The organism is Streptomyces sp. NBC_01142 (genome assembly GCF_026341125.1).
In the GTDB taxonomy this organism is placed as follows: Bacteria; Actinomycetota; Actinomycetes; order Streptomycetales; family Streptomycetaceae; genus Streptomyces.
Genome location: NZ_JAPEOR010000003.1, coordinates 56,769 through 73,831, shown reverse-complemented (window position 1 = coordinate 73,831; position 17,063 = coordinate 56,769). Strand labels below are relative to the sequence as shown.

Annotated in this window: 18 protein-coding genes; 6 read left to right on the top strand and 12 right to left on the bottom strand. The window is 71.2% G+C overall.

The features are described 5' to 3' along the window. The first annotated feature begins 25 nt into the window (after positions 1–25). Complete coding sequence (locus OG883_RS34340; RefSeq protein ID WP_266549948.1) at positions 26–508, top strand: Lrp/AsnC family transcriptional regulator; 483 nt, start codon at positions 26–28, stop codon at positions 506–508. A 48-nt stretch (positions 509–556) separates the two neighbouring features. Next, a complete protein-coding gene (locus tag OG883_RS34335; protein WP_266549945.1) occupies positions 557–2,239 on the top strand; it encodes a DUF885 domain-containing protein in 1,683 nt (560 codons plus the stop codon). A gap of 259 nt (positions 2,240–2,498) precedes the next feature. On the opposite strand, the gene OG883_RS34330 is transcribed toward OG883_RS34335, so the two are convergent. Then, complete coding sequence (locus OG883_RS34330; RefSeq protein ID WP_266549943.1) at positions 2,499–3,002, bottom strand: rhodanese-like domain-containing protein; 504 nt, start codon at positions 3,000–3,002, stop codon at positions 2,499–2,501. 94 nt (positions 3,003–3,096) lie between these two features. On the opposite strand from OG883_RS34330, the gene OG883_RS34325 reads away from it, so the two are divergent. Beyond that, positions 3,097–3,543, top strand: a complete 447-nt coding sequence (locus OG883_RS34325) for an Lrp/AsnC family transcriptional regulator (protein WP_266549940.1) — start codon at positions 3,097–3,099, stop codon at positions 3,541–3,543. 9 nt (positions 3,544–3,552) lie between these two features. Here OG883_RS34325 and OG883_RS34320 read toward each other — a convergent pair whose 3' ends face one another. Genes OG883_RS34320 through OG883_RS34310 form a run of 3 tightly spaced genes read right to left on the bottom strand, consistent with a single transcriptional unit; the run spans position 3,553 to position 8,426 of the window. Next, entirely contained in the window at positions 3,553–6,594 is a 3,042-nt protein-coding gene (locus tag OG883_RS34320) for an SMC family ATPase (protein WP_266549937.1), read from the bottom strand. Beyond that, the gene (locus OG883_RS34315) at positions 6,591–7,757 is read right to left on the bottom strand and encodes an exonuclease SbcCD subunit D (RefSeq protein ID WP_266549934.1); all 1,167 of its coding nucleotides are present in this window, start codon (positions 7,755–7,757) and stop codon (positions 6,591–6,593) included. Before OG883_RS34315 ends, OG883_RS34320 begins: the two co-directional genes overlap by 4 nt. A gap of 42 nt (positions 7,758–7,799) precedes the next feature. Then, positions 7,800–8,426 (bottom strand): YigZ family protein, encoded by a 627-nt coding sequence (locus OG883_RS34310; RefSeq protein ID WP_266549932.1) that lies wholly within the window; start codon positions 8,424–8,426, stop codon positions 7,800–7,802. A gap of 94 nt (positions 8,427–8,520) precedes the next feature. On the opposite strand from OG883_RS34310, the gene OG883_RS34305 reads away from it, so the two are divergent. Further along, positions 8,521–8,928 (top strand): CoA-binding protein, encoded by a 408-nt coding sequence (locus tag OG883_RS34305; protein ID WP_266549930.1) that lies wholly within the window; start codon positions 8,521–8,523, stop codon positions 8,926–8,928. Positions 8,929–8,975: 47 nt separating this feature from the next. Here OG883_RS34305 and OG883_RS34300 read toward each other — a convergent pair whose 3' ends face one another. Then, positions 8,976–9,530, bottom strand: a complete 555-nt coding sequence (locus tag OG883_RS34300) for a YbaK/EbsC family protein (RefSeq protein ID WP_266549927.1) — start codon at positions 9,528–9,530, stop codon at positions 8,976–8,978. 43 nt (positions 9,531–9,573) lie between these two features. Further along, the gene (locus OG883_RS34295; protein WP_266549924.1) at positions 9,574–10,146 is read right to left on the bottom strand and encodes a helix-turn-helix domain-containing protein; all 573 of its coding nucleotides are present in this window, start codon (positions 10,144–10,146) and stop codon (positions 9,574–9,576) included. A 93-nt stretch (positions 10,147–10,239) separates the two neighbouring features. On the opposite strand from OG883_RS34295, the gene OG883_RS34290 reads away from it, so the two are divergent. Next, positions 10,240–11,106: a DMT family transporter gene (locus tag OG883_RS34290; protein WP_266549921.1), complete on the top strand. Its 867-nt coding sequence runs from the start codon at positions 10,240–10,242 to the stop codon at positions 11,104–11,106. Here OG883_RS34290 and OG883_RS34285 read toward each other — a convergent pair. From OG883_RS34285 to OG883_RS34270, 4 genes are all read right to left on the bottom strand, one after another. Then, a complete protein-coding gene (locus tag OG883_RS34285; RefSeq protein WP_266549919.1) occupies positions 11,103–11,846 on the bottom strand; it encodes a DapH/DapD/GlmU-related protein in 744 nt (247 codons plus the stop codon). The genes OG883_RS34290 and OG883_RS34285 overlap by 4 nt on opposite strands. Positions 11,847–11,961: 115 nt before the next feature. Continuing rightward, positions 11,962–12,495: a gamma carbonic anhydrase family protein gene (locus OG883_RS34280; RefSeq protein WP_266549917.1), complete on the bottom strand. Its 534-nt coding sequence runs from the start codon at positions 12,493–12,495 to the stop codon at positions 11,962–11,964. 72 nt (positions 12,496–12,567) lie between these two features. After that, positions 12,568–13,224, bottom strand: a complete 657-nt coding sequence (locus OG883_RS34275; RefSeq protein WP_266549914.1) for a DedA family protein — start codon at positions 13,222–13,224, stop codon at positions 12,568–12,570. A gap of 96 nt (positions 13,225–13,320) precedes the next feature. Further along, positions 13,321–13,758: a DUF4442 domain-containing protein gene (locus OG883_RS34270; RefSeq protein WP_266553068.1), complete on the bottom strand. Its 438-nt coding sequence runs from the start codon at positions 13,756–13,758 to the stop codon at positions 13,321–13,323. 109 nt (positions 13,759–13,867) lie between these two features. Here OG883_RS34270 and OG883_RS34265 point away from each other — a divergent pair, with 109 nt between their 5' ends. Next, a complete protein-coding gene (locus OG883_RS34265; RefSeq protein ID WP_266549912.1) occupies positions 13,868–14,875 on the top strand; it encodes a hypothetical protein in 1,008 nt (335 codons plus the stop codon). A gap of 67 nt (positions 14,876–14,942) precedes the next feature. Here the strand turns inward: OG883_RS34265 and OG883_RS34260 are convergent, their stop codons facing one another. Continuing rightward, on the bottom strand, positions 14,943–15,788 hold the full coding sequence (locus OG883_RS34260) for a spermidine synthase (RefSeq protein ID WP_266549910.1): 846 nt from the start codon (positions 15,786–15,788) through the stop codon (positions 14,943–14,945). Positions 15,789–15,877: 89 nt separating this feature from the next. After that, positions 15,878–17,062 (bottom strand): elongation factor Tu, encoded by a 1,185-nt coding sequence (gene tuf / locus OG883_RS34255; protein WP_266549908.1) that lies wholly within the window; start codon positions 17,060–17,062, stop codon positions 15,878–15,880. Position 17,063: the final 1 nt, after the last annotated feature.

Genomic DNA, 17,063 nt, shown 5'->3' with positions numbered 1-17,063 from the left:
CCAAGGCCCGTGTTACGTTCGACGAATGGCTGAAAGTGTCGCACTGGACGCGGTTGATCTTGAGATACTCCGCCTCCTGCAGAACGACGCCCGGACCACCTACCGCGATCTGGCGGCCGAGGTCGGAGTGGCGCCTTCCACCTGTCTGGACCGGGTCGCGAGGCTGCGCCGCTCCGGCGTGATCCTCGGGCACCGGCTGGCCCTGGATCCCGCCCGGCTGGGGCGTGGCCTGCAGGCTCTCCTGCTGGTCCAGGTGCGGCCGCACCGACGCGAACTGATCGGACCGTTCGTCGAGCGGATCCGCGCACTGCCCGAGTCCCGGGCGCTGTTCCATCTCACCGGCCCCGACGACTATCTGGTTCATGTCGCAGTGACGGACACAGCGGATCTGCAGCGGCTGGTGCTCGACGAGTTCACCTCGCGGCGTGAAGTCGCCCGTGTCGAAACCCGATTGATCTTCCAGCAGTGGGACTGCGGCCCGCTGCTCCCTCCCTCGACAGGCGACTGAGATCCAATGATGGTGACGCGGACCCCTTACTCGTATGAGGATGTGCGCATGCCAGACACTTCCAGCAGCGCGCTGCCCCGCCAGGTCGCCGACGCCTATGTCGACGCACTCATCGAACTCGACCCCACCGTGGGCACCTACTTGGGGGTCAGGGAGAGCTCGGGTCTTCTTCCCGACTACTCACCGGCCGGTCAGGAGGCCTTTGCCGAACTCACCCGCGAGACACTCGCCAGGCTCGACGATGCCGAAAAGCTGCCGGGTGCCGAGAGCGATGCGGAACGGCGCTGCGGCCGACTGTTGCGGGAGCGTCTGACGGCCGAACTCGCCGTGCACGAGGCGGATGAGGGACTGCGCACGGTGAGCAATATGCGCTCGCCCGCGCACACCGTGCGCGAGGTCTTCACCGTGACGCCGACGGAGACCGATGAGGACTGGGGGGCCGTCGCCCAGCGGCTGCGGGCGGTCCCGGGTGCCCTGGAGGGCTACCGGTCCTCGCTGGCGCTGGGACTTGAGCGGAAGCTACTGGGTGGCCCGCGCGCCACGGAGACGTTTGTCGGTCAGCTGACCGAGTGGATCGGTACGGACCGGAGCTGGTTCGAGGACTTCGCGGCGGGCGGCCCCCTCACGCTCCGCGCCGAACTCGACGAGGCGGCTCGCTCCGCGACCGGGGCACTGGTCGAACTGCGGGACTGGGTGCGCGATGTCTACGCCCCGGCCGTGGCGGACGCGCCCGACACGGTCGGCCGTGAGCGCTACGCCCGCTGGTCGCGCTTCTTCAACGGCACCGACCTCGACCTCGACGAGGCGTATGCATACGGCTGGTCCGAGTACCACCGGCTGCTGGCCGAGATGAAGACCGAGGCGGACAAGATCCTTCCGGGCGCCGGGCCCTGGGAGGCGCTCGCCCATCTCGACGTGCACGGTGAGCACATCGAGGGGGAGGAGGAGGTGCGGGCCTGGCTGCAGAAGCTGATGGACGAGGCGATCGAGGCGCTGGACGGCACCCACTTCGAACTCGCCGAGCGGGTACGGAAGGTGGAGTCCCGAATCGCTCCGCCGGGCGGCGCGGCGGCGCCGTACTACACCGGTCCGTCCGAGGACTTCACCCGCCCCGGCCGCACCTGGCTGCCGACCATGGGCGCCACCCGCTTCCCGGTGTATGACCTGGTGTCGACCTGGTACCACGAGGGCGTGCCCGGTCACCATCTGCAGATCGCGCAGTGGGTGCATGTCGCGGACCAGCTGTCCCGCTACCAGGCGACGATCGGCGGGGTCAGCGCCAATGCCGAGGGCTGGGCGCTGTACGCGGAGCGGCTGATGGACGAGCTGGGCTTCCTGCCCGACCCTGAGCGCAGGCTCGGCTACCTGGACGCGCAGATGATGCGGGCGTGCCGGGTGATCGTGGACATCGGCATGCATCTGGAACTGGAGATCCCGGCGGACTCGCCGTTCCATCCCGGCGAGCGCTGGACGCCTGAGCTGGGGCAGGAGTTCTTCGGCAGCCACAGCGGCCGGCCGGCGGACTTCGTGGAGAGCGAGCTGACGCGCTATCTGTCGGTTCCGGCGCAGGCCATCGGTTACAAGCTGGGCGAGCGGGCGTGGCTGCTGGGACGGGAGAACGCCCGCAAGGCGCACGGTGACGCGTTCGACGCGAAGGCGTGGCACATGGCGGCGCTGTCACAGGGCTCGCTGGGGCTCGACGACCTGGTCGACGAACTGTCCAAGCTCTGACACCGGACCGGCCGACCGGCGAACCGACTGGGCCGCCCGCCGTACAGGCGGCCCGTCGGTCGGCAGCGACCGTGACAGGGCCGTCAGTTCGGCTCGTGGCCGCCCGTGCAACCACTGCGCACCACCGGCTACGCGCCCGGTCGGCCGCGTACCGGACGAGCCCGCGGGCGCGGGCTCGTCGTCCACTGGCCGAAACCAGCTGCTCGGACGCGCCGCTCCTTCGCGCCTCCCCCTCCGTCATACGGTAGCGGGCGAGGGATCAGCAGCCGCAGTCGTCGGAGTCGACGGGCGCCGTGAGCGGGTCGGCGGCGCGCTTGGCGCTGCCCTCCCAGGTCTCGAACGCGAAGCCCTCACGGGCCCAGTACTCGAAGCCGCCGAGCATCTCCTTGACCTGGTAGCCGAGTTCGGCGAGGGCGAGGGCGGCGCGCGTCGCACCGTTGCAGCCCGGGCCCCAGCAGTACGTGATGACCGGCACGGACTTGTCCAGCAGCTGCTCCGCCTGCTCCGGGATCAGCGCGGTCGGCAGGTGGACGGCACCGGGAACGTGCCCCTGGTCCCAGGACTCGGTGGAGCGGGAGTCGAGGACGACGAATCCGGGGTCACCGCCGGCCGCCAACGCCGAGGCGACGTCGGAGACATCGGCGTGAAAGGCCAGGCCGGCGCCGAAGTAGGCGGCCGCAGCGGCGGGAGAGGCCGGCGGGACACGGAGCACGGCGTTGGCGGTCGCGGGAGCCTGGGAAGCGGTGAGCTGCGTCGTCGTCATGACTGAAAATCTACGATCGTTGATCGTTTCCATGAAGTGACAATCCCCGGGGCTTGTCTTGATCCGCCGGGGATTTCCCTGTTATCTCTCGAGCATGACCGGATATTCACCGGACGCCACCGACTGGCGCATCCTTCACGCCCTGCAGAACCAGGGCCGGGCCACTTTTGCCGAGCTGGCCAGGGCCGTTTCCATGTCCGCGAGCGCCGTCACCGAGCGCGTGCGGCGGCTGGAGGAGGCCGGGGTCATCACGGGCTACGCCGCGGTCGTCGACCAGGAGCGGCTGGGGCTGCCCATCCTGGCCTTCGTGCGGCTGCGCTACCCCAACGGCAACTACAAGCCCTTCCATGACCTGCTGGAGACGACGACCGAGATCCTCGAGGCCCACCATGTGACGGGCGACGACTGCTTCGTACTCAAGGTCGCCGCCCGCTCGATGAGTCATCTCGAAGAGGTCTCGGGGAAGATCGGCGCGCTGGGGTCGGTCACGACGAGCATCGTCTACTCCTCGCCGCTGCCGCGCCGCGCGGTCGGCGGCTGATCGCCCGGATCAGTCGGCGACCCCTGCCGTGCGGTGGCGCACCGCCGAGCCGTGCCGGCCCTTGACGACCTCCAGCTGCGCGGGGATACGGCGGCGCAGATCGGCGACATGGCTGACGATGCCCACGCTGCGGTCCCTCTCGCGCAGCGAGTCGAGCACGTCCAGCACCTCGTCCAGCGTCTGGTCGTCCAGGCTGCCGAAGCCCTCGTCGATGAAGAGGGTGTCCAGTCGTACGCCGCCGGCCTCGTCGGTCACCACATCGGCGAGGCCCAGCGCCAGGGCGAGCGAGGCAAAGAAGGTCTCGCCCCCGGAGAGGGTCGAGGTATCGCGCTCGCTGCCGGTCCAGGCGTCCACGACATGCAGTCCGAGCCCGGATCGCCTGCCGCCCACCCGGGCGTCGGAGTGCACCAGGGTGTACCGCCCGGACGACATGCGCTGGAGCCGTACGGTGGCGGCCGCGGCAACCTGTTCGAGGCGGGCCGCCAGGACGTACGACTCGAGGCGCATCTTGCGTTCGTTGTCGGCGGAGGTGCCGGCGGTGAGCCCGGCGAGCCGGGCCACCCGGTCGTACTCCGCACGCAGCGGGCCGAGCCGCCGTACCTCCGTCTCGGCCTGCCGCGACAGCCGGGCGAGCGCGGCGCACCGCTCGCGGGCGGCGTCGAGCACCGACGCCGCGTCGCGCAGGGCGCGTTCGGCGGCGTCATGGGAGGCCCGGGCCGCTTCGGGGTCCGCGGCCGGGTGTTCGGCCGCGCTGCGGGTGTCCGCTTCGGCCAGCCGGTCGGCGACCGCGGCGGCCTCGGTCTGCCAGGCGTCGATGCGGTGCTGGAGGTCACGCTGTTCCGCGTCGCCGACCAGCGCGGCGGCGGCTGCCGCGGGTGTGTCGAACCCGGTACGGAACGCCGCGTCGGCCAGCCGGCCGTCGGCGTCCTTCAGACGCTGCGCGGTCATGTCGACGGACCGTACGGCCTCTGCGGCCTCGGCAAGGATCCGCACCCGCCGCTCCAGCAGGGCGGCATGCTCGGCGACACTGCCCGCACCCCCCTTGGCCAGGGTCAACTCGCTCTCCAGTGCCGCCTGTTCACGGTCGATGGCTTCACGCCGGGACGTACGTGCGGCGGCGCGGCGCTCGGCCTGCTGCAGCGCGGCGAGCCGCCCCTCATGCTCCCGCTCGGCCCGGTCGAGCGCCTCGCGGGCGGCGTGCATCCCGGAGGCCACGCCATGCACGTCTGCGTGCTCACGCTCCAACCGCCGGACGACCGAGAGCAGTTCGGCCGCGTCGGGATCGACGTCCCCGGCCGCAGGTCCCGGCGGCATCGGACGGGCCTGCTCCCGGGCCGCCGTGAACGCCTCGCGCACCACCGCCAGTTCCCGTTCCGCGTCCGCTTTCGCGGCGTCCGCCGCCGCATGCTCCTGGTACGCCGCGTCCTCCGCCGTACGGTCCACGTGCCCGTCACCGGCGCGGGCCGGTGCGGGGTGTTCGGACGAACCGCAGACCGCGCACGGTGTGCCCGGCGCCAGGCCTGCCGCCAACTCGGCGGCGATTCCCCGCAGTCGGCGTTCCTTGAGATCGAGCCAGCTCTCGCGGGCGGTGCCGGCGTGCTCGCGGGCCGTACGGAGCAGGTCTTCGGCGCCCTCGGTGCGCGCCGCCAGCCGGTCCCTTTCGCGTGCGGCCTGCAGTCTGCGGCGGGCCGGTTCGAGCTGTCCCGCAAGGTTCTCGGCACGCGTGGCCGCCTCCTGGGCGGCCACGATCCGCTCCTGGTGGCTTCGCCGTGCGGTCTCCCAGCCGGCCATCCAGCCCGCCGCGTCGTGGAGGATCTCGTCGTCGGCCCGGGCCTGGCGGTCCAGGTCCGCCCGCTCGCCGGTGATCTCCGCGCTGCGCCGCTCCGCCCGGCGGGCGGCGTCGAGGCCGCCCAGGTCCTGGCGCAGCCGGCGCTCCAGTACCGCCAGCTGTTCCGCGCCCGCGTCCGCCAGGTCGGGCGGGAGCAGGGCCCGCACCCGCTCGTGCTCCGCGCTCGCGCTGTGGTGCTCCCGTTCGGCGTCGTCGCGCAGCCGCAGCGCGGGGCCCACGAGCTCCGCCTTGCGCGCCCGCTCCAGCCTGGCCTGCAGCTGTTCCCGCTCGGGACGGCGCGTCGCGAGCGCATCGGCCCGTTGCCGCGCGTCCTCGTACCGCTGTTGCAGCCGGGCCAGTTCACGCTCGGCGTCCAGGGCGTGGCGGGCGGCTGCCTGCCTGCTCTCCGAGGCGGACAGCGCGGAATCGGCGATGTCCAGCGTCTCCCGGGCTCCGGCACGGGCGACGGCGGCCCAGGCGAGGACGGCCTCGGCGAGTCCGGGGTCGCCCGGCTGCTGCTGCGGAACCGGCCAGCCGCCGGCCGCCGCGCCGGCTGCCTGTTCCATCCGGTGGGCGACCGCGAGGAGCCGCTCGTCTCCCGCCCGTACCTGCTGCTCCGCGGCGCGCCGCTGTTCCGCCAGGCGCTCCTCGACCGCGGCGAAGCGGCGGGTGTCGAAGAGCCGGCCGAGCAGCTTGCCGCGCGCTTCGGCGTCGGCGCGCAGAAAACGCGCGAAGTCGCCCTGCGGCAGCAGCACCACCTGGCAGAACTGGTCGCGGCTCATCCCGACGAGCTGGGTGATCTCCTCGCCGATCTCCTGGTGGGAGCGGCTCAGCGCCTTCCACTCGGCGCCCTCGGAGTCGTACTCGCGCAGCCAGCTCTGGGCGCGTTCGGTGGTGAACCCCTTCCCGCGGGCCTTGGGACGCGGCTGGGCGGGACGGCGTCTGATCTCCAACCGCCGTCCCCCGACGGTCAGTTCGAGGCAGACCTCGGTGGAGGTGCCGACGGGGGCGTGGCCGCTGCGCAGCGAGGCGCCCGGGCTCTGCCGTGCGCCCGGCACCGCCCCGTACAGCGCGAAGCAGACGGCGTCGAGGACGGACGTCTTGCCCGCGCCGGTCGGGCCGTGGAGGAGGAAGATCCCGGCGGTGGAGAGCGCGTCGAAATCGACTTCCTGACCGGAGCCGAACGGGCCGAACGCCGTGACGGTCAGCCTGTGCAGCCTCACCGGGCCACCTCGCGCACGCCCTCGTCCACCCGTACGTCGTCGAAGGCGCCGCGCAGCACCGTGCGTTCCCCGTCGTCGGGTCCGCTGCCGCCGCGCACATGTGCCACGAAGTCCTCCGCGATCTGCTGGTCGCTGCGCCCCTTCAGGCGCTGTGCGTACGACGCGAGGCTGTCCTCGCCGGAGCGTTCGGGCTCGAAGAGGAGGCTGAGCGTGTGCGGGAACCGCTCGGTGAGACGCGCCATCGGTTCCGCCGGGCGCACCGGGTCGGTGAGGGTCACCTCCACGAACGACTGCTCGTGCCTCTCCAGCGCCGGGTCGTCGAGCAACGCGTCGAGCGTGCCGCGCAGCCGGGCGAGCGGGCGGGGCGCGGGACAGTCGATGCGCTCGGCCGTGATGTCGCCCTGCGCGTCGAGGTCGAGGAGCCACATGGTCTTGCGGTGGTGGGTCTCCGAGAAGGAGTAGGCGAGGGGTGATCCGGAGTAGCGCACGCGCTCAGTGATCGTCTGGCAGCCGTGCAGATGTCCGAGGGCGACATAGTCGACACCGTGGAAGACGCCGGCGGGTACGGCGGAGACACCGCCGACGGTGATGTCGCGCTCGCTGTCGCTCTCCTCTCCGCCGGCGACGAAGGCATGGGCGAGGACGACGGACCTGGTGCCCGGCTCACGGCCGGCGAGATCGGCGCGTACGCGCTCCATGGCCGCGCCGAGGACCGCCTCGTGACGGGCCTTCTCGGTTCTGAACTCGTCCTTCACCAGGGCGGGTTCCAGGTACGGCAGTCCGTAGCAGGCCACCTCGCCGTGGGCGTCGCCGAGCAGCACCGGGGTGGCGCACCCCGCCGGATCCGTGCGCAGATGTATCCCGGCGCGCTCGATGAGCCCCGCCGCGACACCGAGCCTGCGCGCCGAGTCGTGGTTGCCGGAGATCATGACGGTCGGTACGCCCGCGGCGGCGAGCCGGTGCAGCGCCTCGTCGAAGAGCTCCACGGCCGCGAGCGGTGGCACGGCCCGGTCGTAGACATCCCCTGCGACCAGCACCGCGTCCACGTCGCGCTCGCGCACCGTGGCCACCAGGTGGTCGAGGAACGCGGCCTGGGCGTCGAGCAGGCTCACCCGGTGGAACGACCGTCCCAGGTGCCAGTCCGACGTATGCAGGAATCTCATGATCCTCGAGAGTATCGGTGGGGTCGGACATCACGGGCGGCTTCAGGCATCTCCATACGCTTCACCGCCGAGCTCCAGTCCCGCGGTGCCCGCCGTGGTGTCGGCCAGCCACGCCCGGAAGGCGTCGACCTCGGTGTCCGGCAGCCCGATCCCGATGGTCACCGCCTCCGCGTAGTGCACCTCGCGCACGTTCCGTCCGGTCGCCCGCAGATCGTTCTCCAGCTTGCCCGCCCGCTGGTGGTCGACGGTGACGGTGGCCAGCCGGAAGCGCTGCCTGGTGAGGGTGCCGAGCGCGTCCAGGGCTTCGCCCACCGCTCCCCCGTAGGCCCTGATCAGCCCGCCCGCGCCGAGTTTCACACCCCCGTAGTACCGGGTGACGACGGCCACGGCGTACCGGATCTCGCGGCGCATGAGCATCTGCAGCATGGGCACTCCGGCGGTGCCGCCCGGCTCGCCGTCGTCGCTCGCCTTCTGTACGGCGGCGTCGGCGCCGATCACATACGCGAAGCAGTTGTGCGTGGCGGTCGGATGCTCCTTGCGGATGCGTGCGACGAAGGCCTGCGCCTCCTGCTCGGTCGCCGCGGGGGCGAGCGCGCAGATGAAGCGCGATCGGTTGATCTCGGTCTCGTGGACACCCTCGCGGGCGACCGTCCGGTACTGGTCCTGCATTCCGCCCACCCTATGTGCCGCCCGGCGGCGGAATCACCGGGAGCACCCGCCTGTTGTCGCTGAGCGAGACTGTCGACCGCAGGAGGAGCAGGCCATGTACGGCGACCCGGCAACCATCCGCAGGATTCTGACGTCGACGGGCGACACCTGGGCGGTGGTCGGCCTGTCCGGCAATCAGGCGCGGGCGGCGTACGGCGTCGCCGATGTGCTCCAGCGTTACGGCAAGCGCATCGTGCCGGTGCACCCCAAGGCGGAGACGGTCCACGGCGAGCAGGGGTACGCCACGCTCGCCGACATCCCGTTCGAGGTCGACGTGGTCGACGTCTTCGTCAATTCCGGCCTCGCGGGATCTGTCGCGGAGGAAGCCGTCGCGGTCGGCGCGAAGGCGGTCTGGTTCCAGCTGGGGGTGATCGACGAGGAGGCGTGGGAGCGTACCCGCGCGGCCGGTCTCGACATGGTCATGGACCGCTGCCCGGCGATCGAGATCCCCCGGCTCGGCTGACTCCCCGGGCCGGCCCACCTCGGCTGACTCCCGGGGGCCGGCCCACCTCAGATGCCGAGGCCGTCGAGGACGACGGCGCCCGGCAGCCCGGCGAAGACCTTGCCGGGCACGATCAGCTTGCCCCGCCTGCGGCCGCTGCCGATGAGGACCCACTCCGTGTCGAGGACGGCGGAGTCCACCAGCAGCGGCCAGTGGGCGGGGAGCCCGATGGGCGTGATACCGCCGTACTCCATGCCGCTCTCGCCCGTCGCCGTGTCCATGGGCGCGAACGATGCCTTGCGGGCACCCAGTTGCTTGCGTACGGCCCCGTTCACGTCGACGCGTGTGCGGGAGAGGACGAGGCACGCGGCGAGCGTCGATTCGCCGCCCCGCTTGCCCGATACGACCACGCAGTTCGCCGACTCGTCGAGCAGCTCCTGTCCGTGGTGCTCCGCGAAGATGGCCGTGTCCGCGATCTCCGGGTCGGTGTCGACGTAGATCAGCTGCTCGGCCGGGACGTCGCCGTGCCACGCGCGTACGGCGTCGGCGACCGGCCGTGTCAGCAGGCCGAGGCAGTCGGGCGCGGGCCTGGCGTCGTCGAAGTTTCCGATGGGAGCGCGCATACGGCCACGCTAACAGCGGTGTCCGGGCGTGCGGTTGACCGTCTCATCGGGCGGGCACGACCGAGACGGCCATCGTCATGTCCACCGCTTCCTCGCCGTCGTTGCGGTAGCTGTGCGGGACGTTCGCCTCGAAGGCGGCGGACGTCCCGGCAGGCACGGGGTGGGACTCGCCGTCGACGACGAGGGTGAGCTCGCCCGCGGTGACGTGGAGGAGCTCCATCGTCCCGTCGGGGTGCGGGTCGGAGGCGCTGCTGTCGCCGGGCATCAGATGCCAGGCCCACATTTCCAGGGGGCCTCGGCTGTCGGTGCCGACCAGCAGGGTGGTGTGGCTGCCGGTCGAGGTGGACCACATGCGCACCGCCTGCTCCGGAGGCACGAGGCGGACCTGGGGCCCCTGTTCCTCGTCGAGGAGCGTGGTGATGCTGACACCGAGGGCGTCGGCGAGCTTCACCGTGGTCCCGACGCTCGGGTTCGTACGCGCCTGCTCGATCTGGATGATCATGCCGCGGCTGACCCCTGCGCGGGCGGCGAGGGCGTCGAGCGTGAGGCCCAGTTCGCCGCGCCGGCGCTTGAGGTTGCGGGCGAGCGACTGCGTGAGCTGGTCGAAATCCGACACATTCCGTCCAATATTTTAGATGGCATAGTTCAATGGACTGAACTATGGTGTGGTGCACCAGAACGTTCACTGCACTGTACTGCGAGGCACGACATGACCGCACTCTTCGCCCTGGCCACCAGCCTGCTGTGGGGGCTGGCCGACTTCGGCGGCGGACTGCTGACGCGACGTACACCGGCGCTCACGGTCGTGGTCGCCTCGCAGTCCATCGCGGTCGTGGTGCTGGGCGCCATCGTCGTCGCCACCGGCGGCTTCGCCGAGGCCGGCCCGCAGCTCTGGTACGCCGTCGCGGCGGGCGCCGTCGGCCCGGTGGCACTGCTGTGCTTCTACAAGGCGCTCGCCCTGGGCCCGATGGGTGTGGTCTCGCCGCTGGGATCGCTCAGCGTCCTGGTGCCCGTCGGCGTCGGGCTGGCCATCGGCGAGCGGCCCGGACTGCTCCAGATCGCCGGTATCGCGGTCGCCGTGGCCGGCATCGTACTGGCGGGCGGACCTCAGCTGCGGGGTGCGCCGGTGCAGCGGCAGGCGATCCTGCTGACCGTGATCGCCGCGTTCGGGTTCGGCGCGGTGCTCTCCCTGATCGCCGAGGCCTCGACCACCCTCACCGGGCTCTTCCTCGCGCTCTTCGTACAGCGCGTCGCCAATGTCGTGGTCGGCGGCGCCGCACTGTACGTATCGGTGAAGCGGGGCGGGCGGGCGCTCCCTGAAGACGGTGGGATACGTGTCGTGTGGAGGGCACTCCCCGCCCTCGCCTTCGTCGGTCTCGCCGATGTCGCGGCCAACGGCACGTACGCCGTCGCCGCGCAGATCGGGCCCGTCACCATTGCCGCCGTCCTCGCCAACCTCTATCCGGTGGTGACGGTGCTCGCCGCTCTCGTGATCCTCAAGCAGCGGATGCGCGGTCTCCAGGCGACCGGTGCCGGTCTCGCGCTGGTGGGCACGGTCCTGCTCGCGAGTGGCTAGGGAGTGTCCGGTTCCAGGTCGGCCAGCGCCAGCAGCTGTTCGGGTGTGACGCCTTCCGGGATCGGCACGGGCGCGGGCGTACGCAGCGGGGGCTGCCAGCCCCGTACCGGATCCCAGCTCCGTACGACCCGGGCCGGGGCGCCTGCCACCACCGAGTGGTCGGGGACGTCGCCCCGTACGACCGCGCCCGCCGCGACCACGACATTGCGGCCGAGCCGGGCACCGGGCAGGATCACCGCGCCGGTCCCCAGCCAGCAGCCCGGCCCGATCTCCACCGGTTCGGCGCGCGGCCACTGCTTGCCGACCGGCTCGTGCGGGTCGTCGTAGCTGTGGTTGGTCGAGGTGATGTAGACGTACGGACCGCAGTACGTGTCCGAGCCGATCGTCACCCTGGTGTCGGCGATGACATGGCTGCCGCGGCCCAGCACCACGCCGTTGCCCAGGGTCAGGATGGGGTCGGGGCCGAGATCGAGGCCCGGCATCATCCCGGCGGTGAGGGTGACCTGCTCGCCGATGATGCAGTGGTCGCCGAGTTCGATCCACGCCTCGCCGAAGACCGTGCCCTGCGGGAAGGCGAGCCGGGTGCCGGAGCCGAGCAGCCGGAAGCGCAGCAGTCCCGGGTGCTCGGCGGTGACGGAGCCCGCTTCCTGCACCCAGCGCCAGCCGCGGTGGACGGCGCGCGCGAGGAAGCGTCGCCGCCAGGAGGCCGGCGACGAGAACGTGTTTCTGTTCTTCGGCACCCGCACACGGTAGTCGGCACTGCCTGTGGTGATCACTGCGACGTGCTGTGATGTTCGCCCCACCCGGGCGGTCCGCTCCTCGTCGCGGCCGCCGCAGCCGCAGCCGCAGCCGTGGTCAGGCGATCTCGGGCACTGCGCGGTGCCCCTTGACCAGTTCCAGATACATCACGGCGTTGAGACTGATGCCCTCGCGCTCCTCCTGGGTCAGCTCGCGCTTGACCTTGGCGGGCACGCCCGCGACCAGGGAACCCGGCGGGATCTGCATCCCTTGCGGCACCAGTGCCTGCGCCGCGATCAGCGAACCCGCGCCGATGTGCGCGCCGTTCAGGACGGTGGCGCCCATGCCGATCAGTACGTCGTCCTCGACGGTGCAGCCGTGCAGTACGGCGTTGTGGCCGACCGAGACACGCTCGCCGACCGTGACCGGGAAGCCCGGATCGCCATGCACCGTGCAGTTGTCCTGGATGTTGGTGTCGGCGCCCAGGACGATGGGGCCGCAGTCGGCACGCAGGACCGTGTGGTACCAGACGCTGGAGCCCGCGGCCATGGTGACCTCACCGAGCACCACGGACGTAGGGGCAGTGAAGGCCCCGGGCGCGATGCTCGGTTCCTTTCCGCCCACTCCCGCGATCAATGCCTGTCCCGCCATCGCCGTCTCTCCTCTTCAGCCTTTCGACCCCTGCTCCGCGCGGCGCCGCACCACGCCGGTGCGCCGAGTCGGTCAGTCGGCGACGGGCACGGGCTCGGCCGCCTCGGAACGGTCCTTTACCTCCGCGGCCGCCTTCTTGGCGCGGCTCTTCAGCACCAGCATCGAGGTGACTCCGATCAGCACGGCGAGGACCAGTCCCAGCCAGGAGAACCGCTTGAGCCAGGCCTCGGCGACCACGCCGACGGAGTAGATGACGGCGGTCGTGCCGCCGGCCCAGAGGATTCCGCCGAAGACGTTGGCGATCAGGAACTTCCAGTACGGCATGTGCAGTACGCCCGCGAGCGGCCCGGCGAAGATCCGGAGCAGCGCGACGAAGCGGCCGAAGAAGACCGCCCACATGCCCCACTTCTCGAACGACCGCTCCGCCATGGCGATCTGCGCGTCACCGAAGTGTTTGGGGAACTTCTTGCCCAGCCAGGCAAGCAGCGGTCTGCCGCCCTTGCGCCCGATGGCGTAGCCGATCGAGTCGCCGATGATCGCGCCGGCCGTCGCGCTGGCGCCGAGGATGTACGGATTGATGTCCCCGTGCTGGGAGGCCAGCAGCGCCGAGCTGACGAGGACGATCTCCCCCGGCAGCGGGATGCCCAGACTCTCGAGCCCGATGACCACCCCCACCAGGAGATAGATACTGACCGCAGGGACGGTCTCGAGCCACTCCTGGACGTGCAACGCCGCTCCCGAATTTCGCTGTAGCCACTGCCCGGCGCGCGCCCCCTTCGGCGCACGCCGGGCAGCCTACCTGGTCGTCGTCGGGCCCGGCGGTGCTCAGGCGTTGGGGCGCAGCGTCCAGACGATGGTCATCTCTCCGGTCACCGCGCCGTCCTCGCGCTGGATGGCGATGACGACGGGGAACTCCGGGCGCTCGCCCGCGTCCAGCTCCGCGACGACGTCCGCGATCGGCCGGCCGAGGGTGGCGGTCGCCGTGACGACGCCCATCGCCAGCTTCTTGTAGCCGATTTCCGCCTTGACAGCGAGCGGCACGGCCCGGGTCATCTGGTCGCCGAAGGCGGCTATGACGATGGCGCCGCTCGCGGTCTCGGCGAGCGTGAACATCGCGCCGGCGTGCGGGCCGCCGACGTGGTTGTGGAAGTCGGACTGGTCCGGCATACGGACGACAGCACGGTCTGCGGTGGTCTCCAGGAACTCCAGGTTGAGGGTCCTGGCCATGGGAACCGTGGCGGCGAGCATCTCGCCGACGGACATCTGATCAGCGCTCATGGGATGCGATGTTACCCACGAGTAGCCCGCTTGGCCATCCCCGACGGGGGGCGGGCGTGGCATGCGGAACGCCACACCTCTATCGTTACTCGCCATGTGGCCAGGACAGCAGCCGCCCGGGGGCGAGCAGAACCCGCAGGATCAGAACCCGTACCAGCAGCCGGGTTACCAACAGCCGAATCCGTATCAGCAGCCGGGGTGCCAGCAGCCCAACCCCTACCAGCAGCCGACCGCGCCGCAGTACGCCGTGCCCGGGCAGCCGCCCGGTGGGCCCCAGCCGCCGCAGGACGACAAGAAGAAGACGACCATCGTCGCGATCGTCGCGGCCACGGCCGTCGTCGCGGCTGCGGTGATCACTGGCGTCCTGGTACTCAAGGACGACGACAAGGGCACCTCTGACGAGGGCAGCAAGGTCAACTCCTCGCAGAAGCCGACAAAGAAGCCCAGCGCTTCCACCTCGGCTCCGGCCGAGAACCCGCGCGGCGGCGGCACCACCGAGCCGACCATCGCGGGCTGGAAGGTCGTCACCAATCCCCAGCACGGCACGCAGTTCGACGTCCCTCCGGAGTGGGAGGTCGCCGGTACCGGTGTGGGCGTCGGCTTCGAGGACGAGAAGGCGGGCGACGGCACGCTCGTCGTCGGCATGTCGGCCCCGGCGCACTACAAGAGCAAGTGGTGCTCGGTCGACGGTGACAAGGACGGCAAGGCAGAGGACTCGGGCCTGAGCACGGTCGGCACCAAGGGCGGCAAGGGCGCGAAGGACGCCGACACGGCCGCCTACAACGAGGCCGGGAACTGGGTCTGGGCCGGATACGCCCAGAAGGAACCCAAGGGCACGGTCAAGATCACCAAGGCGCAGCCGTACACCACCAAGTCCGGTCTTCAGGGCAGTGTCGCGACGGCCACCGCGCTCGGCGTCAAGAAGGAGGACAAGTGCTCCACCGACGGTAAGTCGATCGCCTTCTCCTTCAAGAACCCCGAGGGCGACTTCAAGTCGTGGGTCCTCTACGCCAACACCGGCATCAAGGACGAGCTCCCGGACGCAACCATCCAGAAGATCCTGGGCACAGTGCGGCTCGCCGAGGGTTCCGGCGGTTCTTGAGGCGCCCGGCCCCCGAGCCCGGAGACCGACCGGAGGCCGACCGGAGCCGCTCGAAAGGTCCGCGCCCTCAGCCGACGCTGAAGGCGCCGTCGGGTGGCTCGGGTGAGGCCACCGCGTCCTCGTCGCGTACCGCCTTCGCATCCCCGATGAGCCGCGCCAGCGGCGGGCCGTGCTCAACCCGTGCGGGGAAGGTGTCGGAGGCGGTACGGCGGGCCAGGGCGGCAGTGTCGAGCGGAGCGTGCGAGGCGAGCAGCACCGCGTTGCCGAAGCGCCGACCGCGCAGTACGGCCGGTTCGGCGATGATCGCCAGATACTCGAACACCTCGGCGAAGGTGGCCAGTTGGGAGCGGAGGAAGGTGAAGGGCGCGCCGTCGGCGAGGTTGGCCGCGTAGATCCCTTCGGGCCGCAGCACCCGCTCCGCCGCCCGCGCGTAGGCCACCGAGGTCAGATGGGCGGGCACCCGCGAGCCGCCGAAGACGTCGGCGATGAGCACATCCGCCGAATCCGCCGGAGCCGACTCGACCCAGGCGCGGGCGTCCGTGCCGTGCACCTGGACGCCGGAGCCGTCGGGCAGCGGCAGTTGCTCGGTGACCAGTGCCAGCAGGCCCCGGTCCGCCTCTGCCACCTCCTGGCGCGATCCGGGGCGGGTCGCGGCCACATAGCGGGGCAGGGTCAGCGCGCCGCCCCCGAGGTGCAGCACATCCAGCGGCGCGCCTTCGTCCGCTGCACAGTCGACGACATGGGCGAGCCTGCGTACGTACTCGAACTCCAGATGCGTGGGCGCGTCGAGGTCGACGTACGACTGGGGCGCGCCGTCGACGGTCAGCAGCCATGCCCGTTCCCGGTCCACGTCCGGCATGAGCTTGGCGGTGCCGCCGTCGACGTCGCGGATGACGGGTATCTGCTCGTTCACCGTCCCATTGTGCCCGGACTCCGACGAGCCCCGGCCGGCCTCCCGTGGGGTACGGGAGGCCGGCCGGAACCGGGGCGCCGCGCCGGTGGTCAGACCAGCGCGGTGACCGTGCCCGCGCCGACGGTGCGGCCGCCCTCGCGGATCGCGAAGCCGAGGCCGGTCTCGAGCGGTACGTCACGGCCGAGTTCGACGGTCATGGTGACCGTCTCGCCGGGGCGTGCGACGGCCGCATCGCCGAGGTCGATGTCTCCGACGACATCCGCGGTGCGGATGTAGAACTGCGGCCGGTACCCGGTGGAGACCGGGGTCGTACGCCCGCCCTCCCGGCCCGAGAGGACGTACACCTGCGCGGTGAAGCGCCGGCTGGGTACGACGCTGCCGGGTGCCGCCACCACATGGCCGCGGCGCACGGCGTCACGCGCCATACCGCGCAGCAGCAGTGCGACGTTGTCGCCGGCCTCCGCGCACTCCATCGGCTTGCCGAAGGTCTCCAGGCCGGTGACGGTGCTGGTCTGCGGATCGCCGTCCGCGCCCAGGACCTGCACGCGGTCGCCGACACGGACACTGCCGCGCTCGATCGCACCGGTGACGACCGTGCCGCGGCCGGTGATGGTGAGCACGTTCTCCACCGGCAGCAGGAACGGAGCGTCCGTGTACCTGACGGGCATGGGCACATAGGTGTCGACGGCGTCGAGCAGTGCCTCGACGGCAGCGGTCCAGCGTGGGTCGCCCTCCAGCGCTTTCAGGCCGGAGACCCTGATGACCGGGGCGGCGTCCCCGCCGTAGCCATGGGCGGTCAGCAGCTCCCGGACTTCGAGCTCCACCAGGTCGGTGAGCTCGTCGTCTCCCGCGTCCGCCTTGTTGAGGGCGACGACAATGTGGTCGACGCCCACCTGGCGGGCGAGCAGGACGTGCTCGGCGGTCTGCGGCATGACCCCGTCGAGCGCGGAGACGACGAGGATCGCCCCGTCCAGCTGCGCGGCTCCGGTGACCATGTTCTTGACGTAGTCGGCGTGGCCCGGCATGTCGACATGCGCGTAGTGGCGGGTGTCGGTCTCGTACTCGACGTGCGCGATGTTGATGGTGATGCCCCGCTGCGCCTCCTCCGGCGCCCGGTCGATCCGGTCGAACGAAACGTAGGAGGTACCGCTGCCGGTGCGCTCGCTGAGGACCTTGGTGATGGCGGCGGTCAGTGTGGTCTTGCCGTGGTCGACGTGGCCCATGGTGCCGATGTTGAGGTGCGGCTTGGTGCGCACGTATGCCGTCTTGGGCATG

Coding starts and splice junctions, on each gene's coding strand:
- OG883_RS34325 (WP_266549940.1), top strand. CDS start 3,097: ATGACCGGATATTCACCGGACGCCACCGACTGGCGCATCCTTCACGCC.
- OG883_RS34300 (WP_266549927.1), bottom strand. CDS start 9,530: ATGCGCGCTCCCATCGGAAACTTCGACGACGCCAGGCCCGCGCCCGAC.
- OG883_RS34270 (WP_266553068.1), bottom strand. CDS start 13,758: ATGTCCGTCGGCGAGATGCTCGCCGCCACGGTTCCCATGGCCAGGACC.
- OG883_RS34340 (WP_266549948.1), top strand. CDS start 26: ATGGCTGAAAGTGTCGCACTGGACGCGGTTGATCTTGAGATACTCCGC.
- OG883_RS34315 (WP_266549934.1), bottom strand. CDS start 7,757: ATGAGATTCCTGCATACGTCGGACTGGCACCTGGGACGGTCGTTCCAC.
- OG883_RS34280 (WP_266549917.1), bottom strand. CDS start 12,495: ATGGCGGGACAGGCATTGATCGCGGGAGTGGGCGGAAAGGAACCGAGC.
- OG883_RS34310 (WP_266549932.1), bottom strand. CDS start 8,426: ATGCAGGACCAGTACCGGACGGTCGCCCGCGAGGGTGTCCACGAGACC.
- tuf (WP_266549908.1), bottom strand. CDS start 17,062: ATGCCCAAGACGGCATACGTGCGCACCAAGCCGCACCTCAACATCGGC.
- OG883_RS34290 (WP_266549921.1), top strand. CDS start 10,240: ATGACCGCACTCTTCGCCCTGGCCACCAGCCTGCTGTGGGGGCTGGCC.
- OG883_RS34265 (WP_266549912.1), top strand. CDS start 13,868: ATGTGGCCAGGACAGCAGCCGCCCGGGGGCGAGCAGAACCCGCAGGAT.
- OG883_RS34305 (WP_266549930.1), top strand. CDS start 8,521: ATGTACGGCGACCCGGCAACCATCCGCAGGATTCTGACGTCGACGGGC.
- OG883_RS34335 (WP_266549945.1), top strand. CDS start 557: ATGCCAGACACTTCCAGCAGCGCGCTGCCCCGCCAGGTCGCCGACGCC.
- OG883_RS34330 (WP_266549943.1), bottom strand. CDS start 3,002: ATGACGACGACGCAGCTCACCGCTTCCCAGGCTCCCGCGACCGCCAAC.